Origin of the sequence: Bacillus sp. JJ1474 (assembly GCF_036965225.1) — a bacterium.
In the GTDB taxonomy this organism is placed as follows: Bacteria; Bacillota; Bacilli; order Bacillales; family Cytobacillaceae; genus Cytobacillus.
Genome location: NZ_JBALPC010000027.1, coordinates 1 through 16,519, shown reverse-complemented (window position 1 = coordinate 16,519; position 16,519 = coordinate 1). Strand labels below are relative to the sequence as shown.

Here is a 16,519-nt window from a genome sequence, read left to right as displayed (position 1 = left end):
TCCTATAGTCAGGGAAATAGATTCCGCCCCAAAAAATGTCATTTTCTTAATTGGGGATGGGATGGGGATAGGGCAAATTGAGGTTGCCAGACAAATGGAATATGGGAAAGAGGGTCGGCTTTTTCTTGAATCCCTTCCATTTGTTTCTCTTGTCCATACGTCTTCATATAATAATGCCGTTACTGATTCGGCTGCCGGGGGAACCGCTTTAGCTATTGGGAAAAAGACAAATAATGGAATGATCGGTGTAACAGCAAATGGGCATGAATCTGACAGTATTCTTGATGTATTTAAGAATCATGGAAAGAAAACAGGTGTGATCTCTACTAATACAGTTACAGATGCAACACCAGCAGCGTTTACTGCCAGTGTCAAAAACCGTTGGACTGGCCAAGATGAGATTGCTCACCAGCAGCTTAAAAATGAAGTAGATGTTTTGTTAGGTGGAGGGGCTGATTTCTTTCGGGCAGACCACCAAAATGGAAGGGATTTGATAAAAGAGGCTATTCATGAAGGGTATACTTTTGTTTCTAATCGTGATGAATTATTAGCAGCGAAAGGCATGAGAATGCTTGGTTTATTCAATCCTTCTTATATGAGTTTTAAATTAGATCGAAAATTTTTAACCAGCCAAGAACCAAGCTTAAAAGAAATGACTGAAAAAGCGATTGAATTTTTAGCTAAAGAAGAAAAGGGTTTTTTTCTAATGTCTGAAGGAGCACGCATTGATCATGCCTCACATGCAGCAGATTTAACAAGTGTCTGGAAGGAAGTCATTGAATTTGACGATGCTGTGAAATATGCCGTGAATTGGGCAAGAAAGGAAGGAAACACACTCGTCCTCGTTGTTGCTGACCATGAAACAATGGGTATTTCTGCGACAGAACCGCTAAACATTGAAGGGCTTAAAGAAGTGAAGGCCACACCTGAATATATGGTTAGTAAGTTTATCAGAAAAACTAATTCATTGGAGTTTGAACCGAATAGTGTTCAAAACACGGTAAAAAAATATGCAAATATCGAATTAACTGCTAATGAAATTACTCAGTTGAATGATAGGGTAAGGAATGTACAAGGAGTTGTTTACCCTCAGCATCAGGCAGCTTGGGTATTAGGAAGTATAATAGCTAAACATTACCATGCGGGAATCGTTGACTCATCCATACGGTCCATAAGTTCCACAGGAGGTCATACCGCCAATCCAGTCCCGCTATTTGCATTTGGAAAGGGTGCAGAGGTTTTTAATGGTGTGCTAGATAATACGGATATCCCTAAGAAAATTGCTGAATTAATGGGATATGAATGGTGAGTAAAAAATATTGTTCGAATGTTCTATTTCCTATAGCCGTATATATTTACAAATCCCAATATACGGAAAGCGAGGGAAAATGATGTATTATCAACAGCCATCCTTTAGAACACCTCCTGCCGGTGGAAGAAAGAAAAATATCATCAGAGTTTCCGGCATAGGAAAGGTAACTGCGGCGCCAAATCGAGCAGAAATCACATTAGGTGTTTCGACAGAAGATGTTCAATTAGAGAAAGCTCAAAACGATAATGCTGCCACAATAGGTAACATAAAAACCGCCATAAATTCAATAGGCATTCACGATGAGCAAATACGAACGGTGAATTATTCCATTTTTCCACAATATGATTATATAGAAGGTAAACAAACCTTCAGGGGTTACAGAGTAGAACATCTCCTGCTTATTACGATTGGTGATATGGAGAAGGCGGGATTAGTCGTTGATACGGCAGTAAAAAATGGAGCCAATATTATCACAGGCATTAAATTTTCTGTAAGTAATCCAATCCAATATGAACAACAGGCATTAGCTATTGCTGTTATCAATTCTTTTCAAAAGGCTGAAGCGATTGCAAAAACCTTAGGAGTTCAACTGAATAATACCCCTATTTTAATAACGGAAATGGGGCTGCAGCGCGGAGAACCTTTTCCGATTCATACAGCCGCTTTCGTTAAAAGTGAAGTTGCCACGGCAATTCAGCCAGGCACATTAGAAATGAGCAGTGAGATTTTAGCTGAATATTCTTACCTTCCATAAACATAAAAAAGCAATAACCGAGTGGTTATTGCTTAAGTATCCATATGTATAGCCGCCTTTGCCGCCGATTTATATGGAGTTTCATACCTGCTCCTCCAGGTGGGTGTCCGCAATTACTGCCCAAACGTCCTCTCATTGGAGGCATGTTTTTCAAGTAATGGTATTGAACTCCCTTAAAAAATATAAAGGTTGAAACTTCATATACAAGCGTACAACGCAGCTTCTATATACTTATAATACGTAATATGGACGAAAACTTCAAGTGGAAATCATTTACAGCATAGGGCCATTAATAGGAATGACCCCTTTCAGATTCATTTATTTACGCCCTAGATACGTACGAGCCTTCATCAGTATTGATAATTAATTTATCACCTTGGTTGATGAAGAAAGGCACTTGAACGATAAGGCCCGTTTCAAGCTTCGCCGGCTTAGAACCGCCAGAAGCTGTATCCCCTTTAATACCTGGCTCTGTCTCGATTACTTCCAACTCAACTGTATTTGGAAGCTCCACTCCTAAAGTTTCAGTATTATACATCAAAATATGAACTTCCATGTTTTCTTTAAGAAATTTCAATTCATACTCAATGGCAGATGCCGGTAATTCAATTTGATCATATGATTCATTGTCCATAAAAACATGCTGGTCCCCATTAGCATATAGGTATTGCATTTTTCTATTATCAATTTGTGCTTTTGCAACTTTTTCACCCGCACGGAACGTTTTTTCCTGAACATTTCCATTACGAAGATTACGCAGTTTTGAACGTACGAAAGCTGCACCTTTCCCTGGTTTTACGTGTTGGAAATCCATTACACGCCAAATTCCGTTATCTACCTCGATCGTTAAGCCTGTACGAAAATCATTAACAGAAATCATTAAAAAATCCTCCTAATTGTCTAACATGTCTTTGCTAGCTCATTCGCCAAAAAGGGCGTACTTTAAAGCTATTTACATTATAAAATGATTAGTTCTTTTGTTGAATGAGTGAGCGATTCATTATGGTCTTTTGTAATAACCGTATCGTCTTCAATCCGAACTCCGCCAAGTCCAGGGATATATATGCCCGGCTCCACAGTTACGACCATACCAGGTTCTAGAATAACATCTGATTTAAAGGAAAGTGTTGGTCCTTCATGAACTTCCAGTCCAATCCCATGGCCAGTGGAGTGACCGAAGTTTTCCCCGTAACCCTTTTCAGTAATATAATCGCGTGTAAGAGCATCTGCTTCTTTTCCGCTCATTCCAGGCTTAATGCCATTCATACCTCGTAATTGTGCTTGAAGAACAATATCATAAATCTCTTTAAGCTTGGCCTCAGGCTCTCCAACTGCTAGAGTTCGAGTGATATCTGAAATATATCCATTATAATAAGCACCAAAATCTAATGTAACGAAATCGCCTTTTTCAATTACTTTGTCACTAGCTCGTCCATGCGGAAGTGCAGATCGGTAGCCGGAAGCAACGATAATATCAAAAGAAGATGAAGCAGCGCCAGCTTTTCTCATAAAGAACTCTAATTCATTCGACACATCAAGCTCCGTTATACCGGGACGAATGAATTCAAGAATATGTTTATATGCAGCATCCGCTATATCAGCTGCTGCCTTTAATATCTTAATCTCTGCCTCACTCTTAATCAAGCGTAACTTTTCAATTTCGCCAGATACAGGTACTAATTCTGCATCTACTGCCTTTTCATATGCTTTGTAAGCAGAAAAAGTTAAATGGTCCTGTTCAAAGCCAAGCTTTTTAATGCCTAGTTTCTTTGCTTGTTCAGCTACCTCATCAGGGATGGAGCCTGCATGTTTTACAATTTCATAGCCTTCACATTCCGCAGAAGCCTGCTCAATATAACGGAAATCAGTAATGAATTGTGCATTTTCCCCACTGATCAGGACTACACCTGCAGAACCGGTAAAGTTTGTCATATATCGGCGATTATACTCACTTGTGATCAGCATACCATCAATGCCTAATCGTTCGAGAACCGATCGAAGTTTCTGAAGCTTTTCCATTTTTTCTTCTCCCCCTAAGTAAGCTGAATATCCCTATTTTCTAATAGTAAATGTACAGCTGAATAATTCACCAAGAACATTCTATCACAATTGAATTTATTTTAACTACCATGAAAAACCAAATTCGTTTAATCATTCACCTTTTCATATAGGATGATAGCCATTAGGATTTCGCCTCATTTTCCCTGCTTTCTTTATATTTCACTTCGCCCTCTTCATAAGATATCGAATATCCGACAAATACACCATATAATACATATAAACATATAGATGTAATAATCGTATTCCTCTTAAGTTCATGGAAAGGGCTTATCCCAGGAAAAATAGGATTTAGCACAAAAAAAACTAGCAGAAAAAGAACAATTCCATAAAAAACCCCTACCCAAATACTAGGCATCCTTCTTAGCAGGGCATAATAGATAAGTGCTGCTACAATAGAGATCACACCTATTATCAGAAGGGAAATGACTGTTCCGAGCCAGCTATCCTTCCAATCTCCAATTGTCCATGGATCTAATATGACCTTCGGGTGTATTTCTGTTAAATTAATAAAGTGAACAAAATAACCAATCCCGCTCCAAAGTATCCCTCCAATTAGTCCTGTTAATATAACCATCGTCAAGAAAGACATCGGCTTTTCACTTTGATTTTGATCAGTTTGTTTATCTTCTGCCATATTTTCCACCTCCATTTATATTATGTCCCTATGCCATTATTCACTTGCATGTCAAAATGAATTAAGGCTCCCTGCTTGATTAAATATATCTTCCTAAAAAAGTTAAATTATTTAAGATCAAATATTTAGTCATTCCTAGAGGTTTTTTTGGATTTCTAGTAGAATAAAGATAGGTACATACAGCTTTAGACGTATTCACATTTTGAACAAGGTTTTTCAAGCATACTTTATGTTTTGAACTAATAAGGTGATTTTGAAATGCACCCTTGTTTATTTAGCTGTTAAATTCCGAGTTCAAATTAGGTTGGTGCAATTACACATGTCAAAAAATCAAAAGCCTGTATACGGAGGTCAAGCAGTTGTAGAAGGAGTCATGTTTGGTGGAAAGCATCATTATGTCACTGCTGTCCGTCGCAAAGACGACTCTATAGAATATTTCGAGCTTCCCCGCAAATCGAATTCTTCCTTACAATTAATCAAAAAAATCCCATTTCTTCGAGGGATTGTTGCCATTATTGAGGCAAGCGCAAATGGCTCCAAGCATTTAAACTTTTCAACTGAAAGATATGATTTGGATCCAAGCGATGATGAAAAATTGAATGAACAAGAAGGCTCTAAATTAACTATGTGGCTAGGTGTAGCCGCGGTTGGTGTTCTTTCCTTTCTTTTCGGAAAGTTTATCTTTACTCTTGTTCCTGTTTTCTTAGCAGAGTTGACTAAGCCTATTTTCCCCGGACATTTTGCTCAAATCCTAGTAGAAGGCTTTTTTAAACTGCTGTTACTGCTTGCCTATATATACTTTGTGTCATTAACCCCTATCATCAAAAGGGTGTTTCAATACCATGGTGCAGAGCATAAAGTAATTAATGCTTTTGAAAACGGAAAAGAGCTAACAGTTGAAAATGTTCAAGCCCAATCAAGACTGCATTACCGCTGTGGAAGCAGCTTCATATTATTCACAGTTATTATTGGGGTTTTTGTATATTTACTCGTACCAACTGAACCATTATATGTACGTGTCCTCAACCGTCTTGCTCTTATTCCTGTAGTACTCGGCATTTCATTCGAGGTTCTGCAATTGACGAACAAAGTCAGAAATGTCCCAGTATTGAAATATTTGGGAATTCCAGGTCTTTGGCTGCAGCTTCTCACAACAAAGGAGCCAAAAGACGATCAAGTAGAGGTAGCGATTTTATCGTTTGAAAAATTATTAGAAAAAGAAAAGGCTTCAGAAGCACAATTAAAAACAGAAGAAATCGTTTAATTTTTTAATTTTCGTAAGTTTAAAAGAATGGAAAAATGCTCATCATGCTCATAGGGAGGTGGCTTTCTTGAAAAATCGGATTACACTATTGGTTATCTCTGGTCTCGTTCTCCTAGCTGCTTTAGGAATAACATCCAGCATGATTACAAATCCTGCCGGTTTTTTGCGGAGAATAGCTGTCATTTTATTAGTTGGTGCTATCGTGTATTACATCTTTCAACGTTTTAATAGAGCTAGCCCTAAGAAACAAGAGCAGCGAGCATTTGTTCGAGCAGCAAAGAAATCAAAGAAACGTTTTCATAAGCCCGATGCTGGAAAGGGTAGCAGCCGCAAGGCAAACTCCGGTTCTTTAACTTCTATTAAAAGGACTAGAAAAAAATCTTCAACACATTTAACTGTTATTGAAGGAAAAAAAGGCAAAAAGAAAGATCGAGCTTCGCTTTAACTGGCTCGATCTTTTTTTTTCTAATAACTCCATTGTGAGAAGAATTGCTTTGTACATTTTTTACCTAAATCAACAAGTTGTTGCTTTTTCTCAGAGGTTAAATGAAATTCAGTCGTTAATACTCCTTCTGTCGGGATAAAAATAATATTACTAGCATGTTTTCTAGAAATATATCGAGAGTCATGAGCCTCTTTCATTGTCTCAAATAAAGCTTCAAACATTTGAATCGCATTTCGGATTTTATGCTGGGGATGTTCACTAATACTATGGCTTAATTGCACACCTAACACTGGCCGAACTTTTCTGACATTATCTTTATCAAATAACCACATTGGAAAATTGCTTAATACGCCGCCATCCACGATGATATTTGCGTTACGTTTAGCATATAGCTTTACTGGTTCGAAAAAATATGGAAGGCTGCAGCTCATGCGGATCGCTTTTGCAACAGAAAATGACCCCGGGTCAATCTCATACTTAATTAAGTCATCAGGCAATACGATAAGTTGACCATTCGTTAAATCTGACGCTATGACACGCAACGCTTGTGGAGGAAGATCCGAAAACTTCCTTACTCCCTTGGCCGCAAGCTTTTCAGCTAACCATTTCTCAAGCTCATCGCCTTTATATAAGCCTAGACGCCAAAAAAGAAAAATCCATTTTGTAACGGCAAAAGGAAGATACGTCTTTCGTGGATCAAGAAATTTTTCCAGTTGTAATTCATCAAGCATTTCGTAAATCTCTTTACTTGAATAATTAGCCGCAATTAAAGACGCTATGATAGATCCGGCACTTGTACCTGCCAATCTTTTATAACGGAAACCCCTCTTTTCGATTTCTTCATAGGCACCGATTAGCGCAAAACCTTTAATGCCTCCTCCTGAAAAAACACCATCTATATACATGGCAGCCACCCCTGTCGATGTATTAATACATTTTTAATCGATGGCTTATGAAATTAGTACGGGGGACAAAATGTATTTTTCAAATACCAGCAATTAATAAGCAAAAATTGGATTAAGCTTCAGACAGTTGAGAAAATAATAAAACAATGCCTACCAAGTTGTCTATCAAAAATGAAAGGACACCCGTGCCGTTATTCATGAAAATAACGGATTTATTGTCCGCATTAATTTCTTCAATTGCCACTGTTAATTGAAAAAGGACATAAAAAAGGAGGTACTAAATCTGATGCGATTTGTACCCCCGAAATTGATTCCATATAAGGCTTATCCCCTTTGGGCCGGAACCCATTAAGATAAGTTTTTATCCTTTATTTGCATTAATTTATTATTATAAACCGCACTTTAATTGGGCATTGCAGTTCGTACAAGTATTACATCCACCGATTTCTTCTACATTACCTTTACGGCATACTGGGCAAGTGTTTCCTACTTCTGAGCCAATGACGTTTGTTGAACGAAGATCATTGATGGTGTCAACAAGCACAACATGCTGCTTCGTTTTTTCTTTTTTCCCGAAGCTCGTTTCTTCAAAGCTGTTTTCTTCAGCCTTCAACGTTAGAACCTGTGAATCACGAGAACCATCAACGTATACAGTTCCACCTTTTGCTCCACCGCGATACAGGCGCTCATACACTTTTTCAACCTGCTCTACGCTGTAGCCTTTTGGTGCATTAACGGTTTTACTAATAGAGCTATCAATCCAGCGTTGGATAATACATTGCACATCCGCATGTGCTTCAGGTGCTAAATCCATCGCTGCTATAAACCAATCTGGCAGATTATTTGGATCTGCTTGACTGTTTTTATCTAAATACTCTTGAACGATATCAGCTTTTACTTCAATGAATTTTCCGAGACGACCGCTTCTGAAGTAAGAGAATGAGAAGTAAGGTTCAAGTCCTGTTGATACACCAACCATTGTTCCTGTGCTCACAATTGTTACTCTCTATTTCTAGAGGGCAGGATTATTATTACCTGCTCCATATGTCGCCATATGGGTCAGACTATATCATCAACCATTTGAAATGGTTGCTCGGCATGTAGTCGTTGAGGGGTCAGCCACGACTTCCCTGCGGATTGCCTGGTAGACAATTGAGTCAACACTTTTGCATTTTTACCTAATTGTTCGCTGGCAAGGCGAGGTAGCAAAAGATACGCCAGGGTTTCCCGCATATAGCCAAGTTTACGCTACGTTTTTACAAATGTAGGGGGCAACATGTTTACCCGTAGGAGCAACGGTTAGCAAATGAGAATTACGAATACCATTTTCAAGGATAGCTTCTCGGATATCCTCAGGCATTTTCTGCATGAATCCTGTCTCAGTAAAGGCTTTTCGCAATCTATTTGTTTCATTTTCTGTTTCAGCAGTTAAGAATGGGAAGCTTCCCTTTTCTTTTGCGAGTTCTACAGAAGCACGGTATGCTGTTGTCGCAATTGTTTCGAATACTTTATCGACAAGCTCATTGCCTTTTTCAGAACCATATTCAGTCTCACAATAAATTAATAAGTCATGAAGACCCATTACACCAAGACCAACACGGCGCTCGCCAAGGGCTTGCTTTTTATTGTCTTCTAAGAAGTATGGCGTGGCATTAATGACATTATCCTGCATTCTGACTCCAACTTCGACTGTTCGCTTTAACTTTTCAAAATTAACTGTTTTATTGTCTTTATCCGCCATTTCAGCTAAATTGACAGCGGCTAAATTACAAACACTATACGGTGCGAGAGGCTGCTCTCCGCATGGGTTTGTTGCTACTACCTTCTGTCCATACGCTTTAGCATTCGTCATGTCGTTAGCATTGTCGATGAAGAAAATTCCTGGCTCTGCTGAGTAAGTAGCGCAAATATTAATTAAGTTCCAAAGCTCTTTCGCTTTGATTTTGCGGTAAACTCGTACCTTATGACCAAGCTTTTCCCATTCACGAACATCTCCAACTTTATGCCATTCTTCATTATAAATGCTCATTTCCTCTTTATCATAAGCTTCTACATCTGGGAAGCGAAGTTCATATTCAGCATCATTCTCAACCGCATCCATGAATTCCTTTGTTAAACATACAGAAATGTTGGCTCCTGTAAGGAATTCAGAATTATGAACAGAATAATTACCGCCCATTTCAAGCTTATCTTCTGCATCATGAATAATTTTCTCGCTGAATCCACCATATCCAGGAATATTTTTATAATTAATTATTCCTTGGTACATAGCAATCTCTTGCTCAGTGAAAGGAGTAAATTTCAGTTTTTCTTTCGCATATTTTTTGATCATTTCATCATTTGTCGTTTCAAGAAGGAATCTTAAGATTCTTGGGTTTTGCATTTTTGAAATGATAAATTCAATAATGTCAGGATGCCAATCCGCCAGCATAATCATTTGCGCACCGCGTCGCGACCCACCTTGCTCTACAAGATGCGTCAGTTTAGCAATATCATCCAGCCAAGATACTGACCCAGATGATTTACCATTCACGCCCTTTGCCAGTGTATTGCGTGGTCTTAATGTTGAACCATTCGTTCCAACCCCGCCTCCTCGGCTCATGATTTCCATCACCTGCTTGCGGTGCTCGGAAATGCCTTCACGGGAATCAGCGACAAACGGCATAACGTAACAGTTAAAATACGTTACATCCGTATCCGCTCCCGCTCCGTAAAGAACACGGCCAGCTGGAATAAAATTCAAGCTAGAAAGCTCTTGATAGAACTTTTCGAACCATTCTTGCCTTTTTTCTTCTGTTGCCTCAACAGAAGCTAAGCCAGTTGCGTTACGTTTCGCAATTTGCTCATAAAAAAGCTCTAGCGGTTTTTCAATGACATCTAGAGATTTCTTGATGAGTCCTGTTTTTACTTCTTCTGGGTCATCAAGCACCCCTCGATAGTCTTCTTCCACTAGAACTGTTGCAGCTTTGTTTTCCCAATCAATATCTACAATGTAACCGAGCCCTCTGGCAGGGAATTTTGGATCTTCTTTGATGGTGAGTACGACAAAGTCCCCATTTGTTAAGGTGATTTTTTCCGTATCCTTAAATGTATACCTATCAAGCATAACTAAACGGGAGACCCCTTTGTGGGTCATTTTCATATCAGAGGTGATAGGATGAACTTGAGGAAATAATCGAATGTCCTGGTTTAAACGATCAATATTTAAACTCATTTTTTGTCCTAATGCTACAGACATTTTTACAACTCCTTCAAAATATGATATTCAATTTTTTAATATGAAACTAGGATTTGGCAGATTCTAGTTGTTTTTATTAATACACTTAAGGTATCATATCAAAAATCTAAAATCAATAAATAAATCTATATATAGTAGTAAAAATATTTCTTGCACTACTACATATTGTGTTTGATTCACGTTTATTTTTTTTTGTCAAAATCAAAAAAAACTAGAATCGGGAGAAAATAAAAGATAATCCTAGTTAATAGACAGATTTAGACAAAATTTAATATATTTCGCGGCTTGCATTTATTCTGCACAAAAAAAAGCATGTCCTGAGCAAACCACTACAATTGGTTATCTCCACAAAAACAAGGATGACTCAAAGTTAAAGAGTCACCCTCTGCATTCTCTGTTTATTTCTCTTCATCCTTAGGAATAAAATCAAAAATCTTCCCGGAATCAAAACTGTCAACTAGTCGATTTAGCCATTCATAATAGCGAAGTGCATCCTTCAATTTCTCCATATCAATTCTGGCAGCCATACGAATTTCCTCATCTGTTTCCTCAGAGTTAACTAATGACTCAAGCTCTCTTAATGATTTTTTCATGGCTGACACATTCATTGAAATTCCTGCCCTCCATTTAATCGTAAAAAAGTCGGTGAAGGTTTGATACCAATCTTCCTCCGCTTGATATAGATCCTTTCTAATTCCCTTTTTCCAAATCTTTTCTACCATCTTAAGCTCAAGCAGCGTTCTTACAGAAGTACTCATACTTGTTTTGCTCATACCGAGTTCTTCTTTCATTTCATCTAGAGTCAATGGCTGATCGTGAAAATACAACATTCCATATAATCGCCCAACCGAATCGGTAACACCGTATAAGTTCATATTCATAGCAATCGTTTCAATAACACGCTCACGTGCGTGCTCAAGCTGTTCTTTTCCATTCATGTAAACATTCACATCCATAAATGTAAATTTATTTTATTTGTATTTGAAAAACCTTATTTTTGAAAATTGGCTGATCATTTTATAGATTAACATGTTTTTTTTGAAAGTAAAGCTGCTTTTGATTATGGAAATGGCAGTAAATGAAAGGGATTGTAAGGAAACGATAATTACAGTACGTTCAGTTTTAACTGTACAAACTTTACGGATTAATATGAAAGAATATCGACTTTGCCCTTTAGTTGCTAAAACTTATACAATTAAAAAGTCTTAATGCTCGGCGTGAATATAAACGAGGTGAATGATTTGAGTGATAAAAACGCGAAATTAAGTGTGAGAAATGTAACAAAAATATTCGGAAGGAATGGAAGAAAAGCATTACAGCTTCTAAATGAAGGAAACAGCAAAAGTGAAATTCTAAAAAAGACCGGTGCGACAGTAGGTGTAAACAAGGCAAATTTTCATGTTTATACCGGAGAAATCTTTGTCATTATGGGACTTTCAGGAAGCGGTAAATCCACATTAGTTCGTATGCTTAACCGGCTTATTGACCCATCTGTTGGCGAAGTATTGATTGACGGAAAAGATATTACGAAAATGAAAAAAGACGAGCTAAGGGAAGTTCGCCGAAAAAAAATAAGTATGGTTTTTCAGAAATTTGCCTTATTACCCCATCGGACTGTGCTAGAAAATACGGAGTACGGTTTAGAAATTCAAGGGGTAAATAAGGAGCAAAGGAAACAAAAGGCATTAACTGCTTTAAAACTTGTAAATCTTGAAGGATATGAAAACCAATTTCCTGATCAGTTAAGTGGGGGAATGCAGCAGCGGGTCGGGTTAGCAAGAGCGCTCGCTAACGATCCGGATATTTTATTAATGGACGAAGCCTTTAGCGCATTGGATCCATTAATTCGGAAGGACATGCAAGATGAATTAACAGAGCTTCAATCAAAAATGGAAAAAACGATTGTATTTATTACCCATGATTTAGATGAGGCCCTTAGAATCGGCGATCGCATTGCGTTAATGAAAGACGGGGAAATTGTTCAAATCGGCACTCCCGAAGAAATATTAATGAATCCTTCAAACAAGTATGTTGAACGCTTTGTCGAAGATGTAGACTTGTCTAAAGTATTGACTGCAAACCATGTTATGAAAAGAGCAGAAACCGTACAAATCGACAAAGGTCCTCGAGTTGCTTTGCAAATGATGAGGGAGCTCGGAATTTCTAGTATATACGCAGTAGATAAGAAAAAATCTCTCCTTGGAGTAATTCATGCAGCCGATGCAAAATCAGCTGCTGAGCATAGTAAAACCTTGTTTAACATCCTCGATAAAAAGGTGCAAAAGGTTGCAGGAGATACATTATTAGCAAACTTGTTTGATAAAGTATCGACTGCAACGATTCCAGTTGCTGTTGTAGATGAAAATGATCGCCTTCAAGGCATACTTGTCCGTGGTGCAGTAATCGGCGCCCTAGCTGGGAATAATGACGTAATCAATGATTTTGAAAAAGCAAAAGAGGAAGCGGCTGTAAGTCAAACCGATAAAGGGGTGATCAAATGGAAAGCGTAATGCCAAAACTGCCGATTGCAAAATGGATGGATCAATTTGTTGATTGGCTGACAATTACCTTCGAAGTAGCCTTCGATGGCATTTCTACAGTCCTTGAAAGTGTTGTTGATGGCCTAGTTGCAGGCTTAAGTTTTATTCCATTCTATCTATTTATGATTCTATTAGCATTAATAGCCTGGAAGCTATCATCAAAAGGAATGGCACTGTTTACTTTTATTGGCTTGTTCCTCATCTATAATTTAGGCTACTGGGAACCGATGCTTGAAACACTCGCGTTAGTATTAGCAGCTGTATTTCTATCCGTTCTAATCGGGGTTCCTGCGGGAATTTGGGCTTCTCAAAGTAAACGGGTGAAAAAGATTGTTACACCGATGTTAGATTTTATGCAAACAATGCCTGCTTTCGTCTATTTAATTCCGGCTATCTTCTTCTTTAATATTGGTGTTGTTCCAGGTGTTGTTGCATCCGTTATTTTCGCTATGCCGCCAACGATAAGATTAACGATACTCGGCATTCAACAAGTCCCTGCTGATATTATTGAAGCAACTGAAAGCTTCGGCTCTACGACAAGTCAGCGCCTCATCAAAGTTCAGCTCCCGCTTGCCATGCCTACGATTATGGCAGGGATTAACCAAAGCATTATGCTTGCGTTATCAATGGTCGTCATCGCATCGATGGTAGGTGCACCAGGACTAGGTGCTGATGTGTATCGTGCTGTTACACAAATTCAAATCGGTAAAGGTTTTGAGGCTGGTCTAGCGATTGTGGTTATTGCCATAATCCTCGACCGGATTACCCAAAATATAGGAATGAAAAAACAAGGGGGAAATATGTAATGAAGAAAAAATGGATGTCTGCACTAATGATTCCTGTCCTCGCATTAGGACTTGCTGCTTGCAGTTCAGATGAAGCAGGTAATAACGGAGATAAGGCCGAAAAAGGAGCTTCTAATCAATCTGTAGGTGACAGCGTTGATTACAAGATCATCGGGATTGATCCAGGTGCTGGAATCATGAAAGCAACAGAAGCTGCTGTTAAGGAATATGAGCTAAATGACTGGGATGTCGTTGAAGGTTCAGGTGCCGCAATGACTGCTGCATTAAAAAAAGCCTATGCCAAGGAAGAGCCAATCATTATCACTGGCTGGACTCCACATTGGAAATTCTCTAAATTTGATTTAAAATATTTAGAGGATCCTAAAGGTGTATACGGTGGCGAAGAGAATATTCATACAATTGCACGTTTAGGGCTTGCTGATGATTACCCATCAGCCTACAAGTTTCTTGACCAATTCAATTGGACTTCAGAAGAAATGGCTGACGTAATGGTAAAAGTAACAGATGGTGAAGATCCGGAAAAGGCTGCTAAAGCTTGGGTTGAAGCAAATGCTGATAAAGTGAGCGAATGGACTGAAGGCGTAGATAAGGTAGATGGTGACAAAATTACACTTGGTTATGTAGCTTGGGACAGTGAAATTGCTAGTACTAACGTAATTTCAACCGTGTTAACAGACCTCGGATACGAAGTCACACTTCGACAAATCGAAGCAGGCCCACTATGGGCTGGTGTTGCTGACGGAAGCCTAGACGCAAGTGTCGCTGCCTGGCTGCCTGTCACACATGCTGATTACAATGAAAAATTCGATGGCAAATTCGAAGACTTAGGTCCGAATATGGAAGGGACAAAAATTGGGCTAGTCGTTCCCGCTTATATGGAAATCGATTCTATTGAAGATTTGAAAAAATAATCGTAAAAAAAGACAATGCCATCTTGGTATTGTCTTTTTTTACCATTCTTAACACATTTCACGTTCCCACTCTGTCAGCGGTTTTTCAAGAAATGAGTCCTCTTTAATTTATCCAACCTGTACTTCTTTTTGCTTCTGACTCTCTACCATATTAACGAATATTTGAAGAAAACGAGTATCAGAAGTTAACTCTGGATGGAAAGCACAAGCAAGAACATTCCCTTCTCTTGCCGCAACAATTCTCTCATCATATTTTGCTAAAACCTCTACATTTTCACCGGTACTTTCAATAAATGGTGCACGAATAAAAACAGCCTTATAAGGATCGTCAATACCAGCTATATTAAGATTTGCTTCAAAGCTAGCAACTTGCCGGCCAAACGCATTTCTTTTTACAGTAATATCCATGATTTGCAGGTGGGATTCCTCTGAACCAACAAGTTTCTTCGCAACTAATACCATTCCAGCACAAGTTCCAAAAATGGGTTTTCCGGCCGTATAGAATTCTTTTAATGGATCGAAAAAATTGTAGCGGTCGATAAGATTTCGCATAGTTGTACTCTCACCGCCAGGGAGAATCAGTCCATTAATTTGTTCAAGCTGTTCTGGTTTCTTTACAACAACAGCCTTTAATCCCAAGGTTTCAATTTGTTTTACATGCTCGGCAACGGCACCCTGCAGTCCTAAAACCCCGATTGTTGTCATATTACCAGCCACGCTCCTGCATTCTGTCTTCAAGAGACAGCTTGGAAATATCAATTCCTTTCATTGCAGCTCCTAGCTCTTTAGAAAGCTTCCCAATTAAATCGTAATCAGTGTAATAAGTAGTAGCTTGAACAATGGCACTTGCAAATTTTTCAGGATTTTCGGATTTAAAGATACCTGAACCAACAAACACTCCATCAGCACCAAGCTCCATCATTAATGCAGCATCAGCAGGAGTAGCAATACCACCAGCAGCAAAGTTAACAACTGGCAGCTTTCCTAGTTCTTTAATTTGCTTTAAAATTTCAAAAGACGCACCAAGAACTTTTGCTTCTGTCATTAATTCATCATTACTCATCACAGAAATTTTGCGAACCTGCGCATTTACTTTACGCATATGTCGAACCGCTTCCACAATATTACCTGTACCAGGCTCACCTTTAGTACGCAGCATTGCTGCACCCTCGCCAATACGGCGTGCAGCTTCTCCAAGATCACGGCAGCCACAAACAAACGGTACAGTGAAATCACTCTTCAATAAATGGAACTCTTCGTCTGCAGGCGTTAATACTTCACTTTCGTCAATGTAGTCAACACCCATAGCTTCTAATACTCTTGCCTCCACAATATGACCAATACGAGCTTTAGCCATTACTGGGATGGATACTGCATTCATTACTTCTTCAACAATTCGAGGGTCTGCCATTCTTGCAACCCCTCCCGCAGCGCGGATATCAGAAGGCACTCTTTCCAATGCCATTACAGCCACAGCACCTGCCGCTTCCGCTACTCTTGCTTGCTCTGCGTTGACAACATCCATAATAACGCCGCCTTTTTGCATTTGAGCCATGCCTCTTTTTACAGTTTCAGTTCCTAATAATTTTTCCATACTTCACACTCCATCTCATTAACTATTGTATTTTACGAATCTATTGATTAGTATA

14 protein-coding genes, 1 other RNA gene and 2 pseudogenes are annotated in these 16,519 nt (G+C 38.8%); 7 read left to right on the top strand and 10 right to left on the bottom strand.

Annotation, left to right across the window (positions count from 1 at the left end; translation table 11 throughout):
* Both V7164_RS04200 and V7164_RS04195 read left to right on the top strand, forming a co-directional pair.
* A partial coding sequence (locus tag V7164_RS04200; RefSeq protein WP_335353469.1) for an alkaline phosphatase occupies nucleotides 1-1,309 on the top strand: 1,309 nt, incomplete at its 5' end.
* A gap of 79 nt (nucleotides 1,310-1,388) precedes the next feature.
* Nucleotides 1,389-2,066, top strand: coding sequence for an SIMPL domain-containing protein (locus V7164_RS04195; protein ID WP_335353468.1), 678 nt, complete (start codon nucleotides 1,389-1,391; stop codon nucleotides 2,064-2,066).
* Nucleotides 2,067-2,111: 45 nt separating this feature from the next.
* On the opposite strand, the gene ssrS is transcribed toward V7164_RS04195, so the two are convergent.
* From ssrS to V7164_RS04175, 4 genes are all read right to left on the bottom strand, one after another.
* Nucleotides 2,112-2,292, bottom strand: a non-coding RNA gene (ssrS, locus tag V7164_RS04190) — 6S RNA.
* Nucleotides 2,293-2,388: 96 nt separating this feature from the next.
* Nucleotides 2,389-2,946, bottom strand: coding sequence for an elongation factor P (gene efp, locus V7164_RS04185; protein WP_335344102.1), 558 nt, complete (start codon nucleotides 2,944-2,946; stop codon nucleotides 2,389-2,391).
* Between the two features lie 77 nt (nucleotides 2,947-3,023).
* Entirely contained in the window at nucleotides 3,024-4,085 is a 1,062-nt protein-coding gene (locus V7164_RS04180) for a M24 family metallopeptidase (protein ID WP_335353467.1), read from the bottom strand.
* Between the two features lie 163 nt (nucleotides 4,086-4,248).
* On the bottom strand, nucleotides 4,249-4,761 hold the full coding sequence (locus tag V7164_RS04175; RefSeq protein ID WP_335344100.1) for a YqhR family membrane protein: 513 nt from the start codon (nucleotides 4,759-4,761) through the stop codon (nucleotides 4,249-4,251).
* Between the two features lie 319 nt (nucleotides 4,762-5,080).
* Here V7164_RS04175 and V7164_RS04170 point away from each other — a divergent pair, with 319 nt between their 5' ends.
* Together V7164_RS04170 and V7164_RS04165 are read left to right on the top strand one after the other, a co-directional pair.
* Nucleotides 5,081-6,025: a DUF1385 domain-containing protein gene (locus tag V7164_RS04170; RefSeq protein WP_335344099.1), complete on the top strand. Its 945-nt coding sequence runs from the start codon at nucleotides 5,081-5,083 to the stop codon at nucleotides 6,023-6,025.
* Nucleotides 6,026-6,083: 58 nt separating this feature from the next.
* Nucleotides 6,084-6,470: an SA1362 family protein gene (locus tag V7164_RS04165; protein ID WP_335353466.1), complete on the top strand. Its 387-nt coding sequence runs from the start codon at nucleotides 6,084-6,086 to the stop codon at nucleotides 6,468-6,470.
* Nucleotides 6,471-6,490: 20 nt separating this feature from the next.
* Here V7164_RS04165 and V7164_RS04160 read toward each other — a convergent pair whose 3' ends face one another.
* The 4 genes and pseudogenes from V7164_RS04160 to V7164_RS04145 form a co-directional block, all read right to left on the bottom strand.
* Complete coding sequence (locus V7164_RS04160; RefSeq protein WP_335353465.1) at nucleotides 6,491-7,375, bottom strand: patatin-like phospholipase family protein; 885 nt, start codon at nucleotides 7,373-7,375, stop codon at nucleotides 6,491-6,493.
* 388 nt (nucleotides 7,376-7,763) lie between these two features.
* Nucleotides 7,764-8,366: pseudogene (locus V7164_RS04155) on the bottom strand (hypothetical protein); the annotation flags it as partial.
* Nucleotides 8,367-8,657: 291 nt separating this feature from the next.
* Nucleotides 8,658-10,613 (bottom strand): annotated as a pseudogene (locus tag V7164_RS04150) (vitamin B12-dependent ribonucleotide reductase); the annotation flags it as partial.
* A 398-nt stretch (nucleotides 10,614-11,011) separates the two neighbouring features.
* Nucleotides 11,012-11,551, bottom strand: coding sequence for a GbsR/MarR family transcriptional regulator (locus V7164_RS04145; protein WP_335344096.1), 540 nt, complete (start codon nucleotides 11,549-11,551; stop codon nucleotides 11,012-11,014).
* Nucleotides 11,552-11,821: 270 nt separating this feature from the next.
* Here V7164_RS04145 and V7164_RS04140 point away from each other — a divergent pair, with 270 nt between their 5' ends.
* From V7164_RS04140 to V7164_RS04130, 3 genes are read left to right on the top strand one after another with little or no spacing between them, the layout of a single operon-like run.
* Entirely contained in the window at nucleotides 11,822-13,123 is a 1,302-nt protein-coding gene (locus tag V7164_RS04140; RefSeq protein WP_335353464.1) for a quaternary amine ABC transporter ATP-binding protein, read from the top strand.
* A complete protein-coding gene (locus V7164_RS04135; protein ID WP_335344094.1) occupies nucleotides 13,111-13,959 on the top strand; it encodes an ABC transporter permease in 849 nt (282 codons plus the stop codon). The genes V7164_RS04140 and V7164_RS04135 overlap by 13 nt, the downstream gene beginning before the upstream one ends.
* Nucleotides 13,959-14,870: a glycine betaine ABC transporter substrate-binding protein gene (locus V7164_RS04130; RefSeq protein WP_335344093.1), complete on the top strand. Its 912-nt coding sequence runs from the start codon at nucleotides 13,959-13,961 to the stop codon at nucleotides 14,868-14,870. The genes V7164_RS04135 and V7164_RS04130 overlap by 1 nt, the downstream gene beginning before the upstream one ends.
* Nucleotides 14,871-14,978: 108 nt before the next feature.
* Here the strand turns inward: V7164_RS04130 and pdxT are convergent, their stop codons facing one another.
* Nucleotides 14,979-15,575 carry a pyridoxal 5'-phosphate synthase glutaminase subunit PdxT gene (gene pdxT, locus V7164_RS04125; protein WP_335353463.1) on the bottom strand — a complete coding sequence of 199 codons (597 nt, stop codon included), beginning with the start codon at nucleotides 15,573-15,575 and terminating at the stop codon, nucleotides 14,979-14,981.
* 1 nt (nucleotide 15,576) lies between these two features.
* Nucleotides 15,577-16,464 (bottom strand): pyridoxal 5'-phosphate synthase lyase subunit PdxS, encoded by an 888-nt coding sequence (gene pdxS / locus V7164_RS04120; RefSeq protein ID WP_335344091.1) that lies wholly within the window; start codon nucleotides 16,462-16,464, stop codon nucleotides 15,577-15,579.
* Nucleotides 16,465-16,519: the final 55 nt, after the last annotated feature.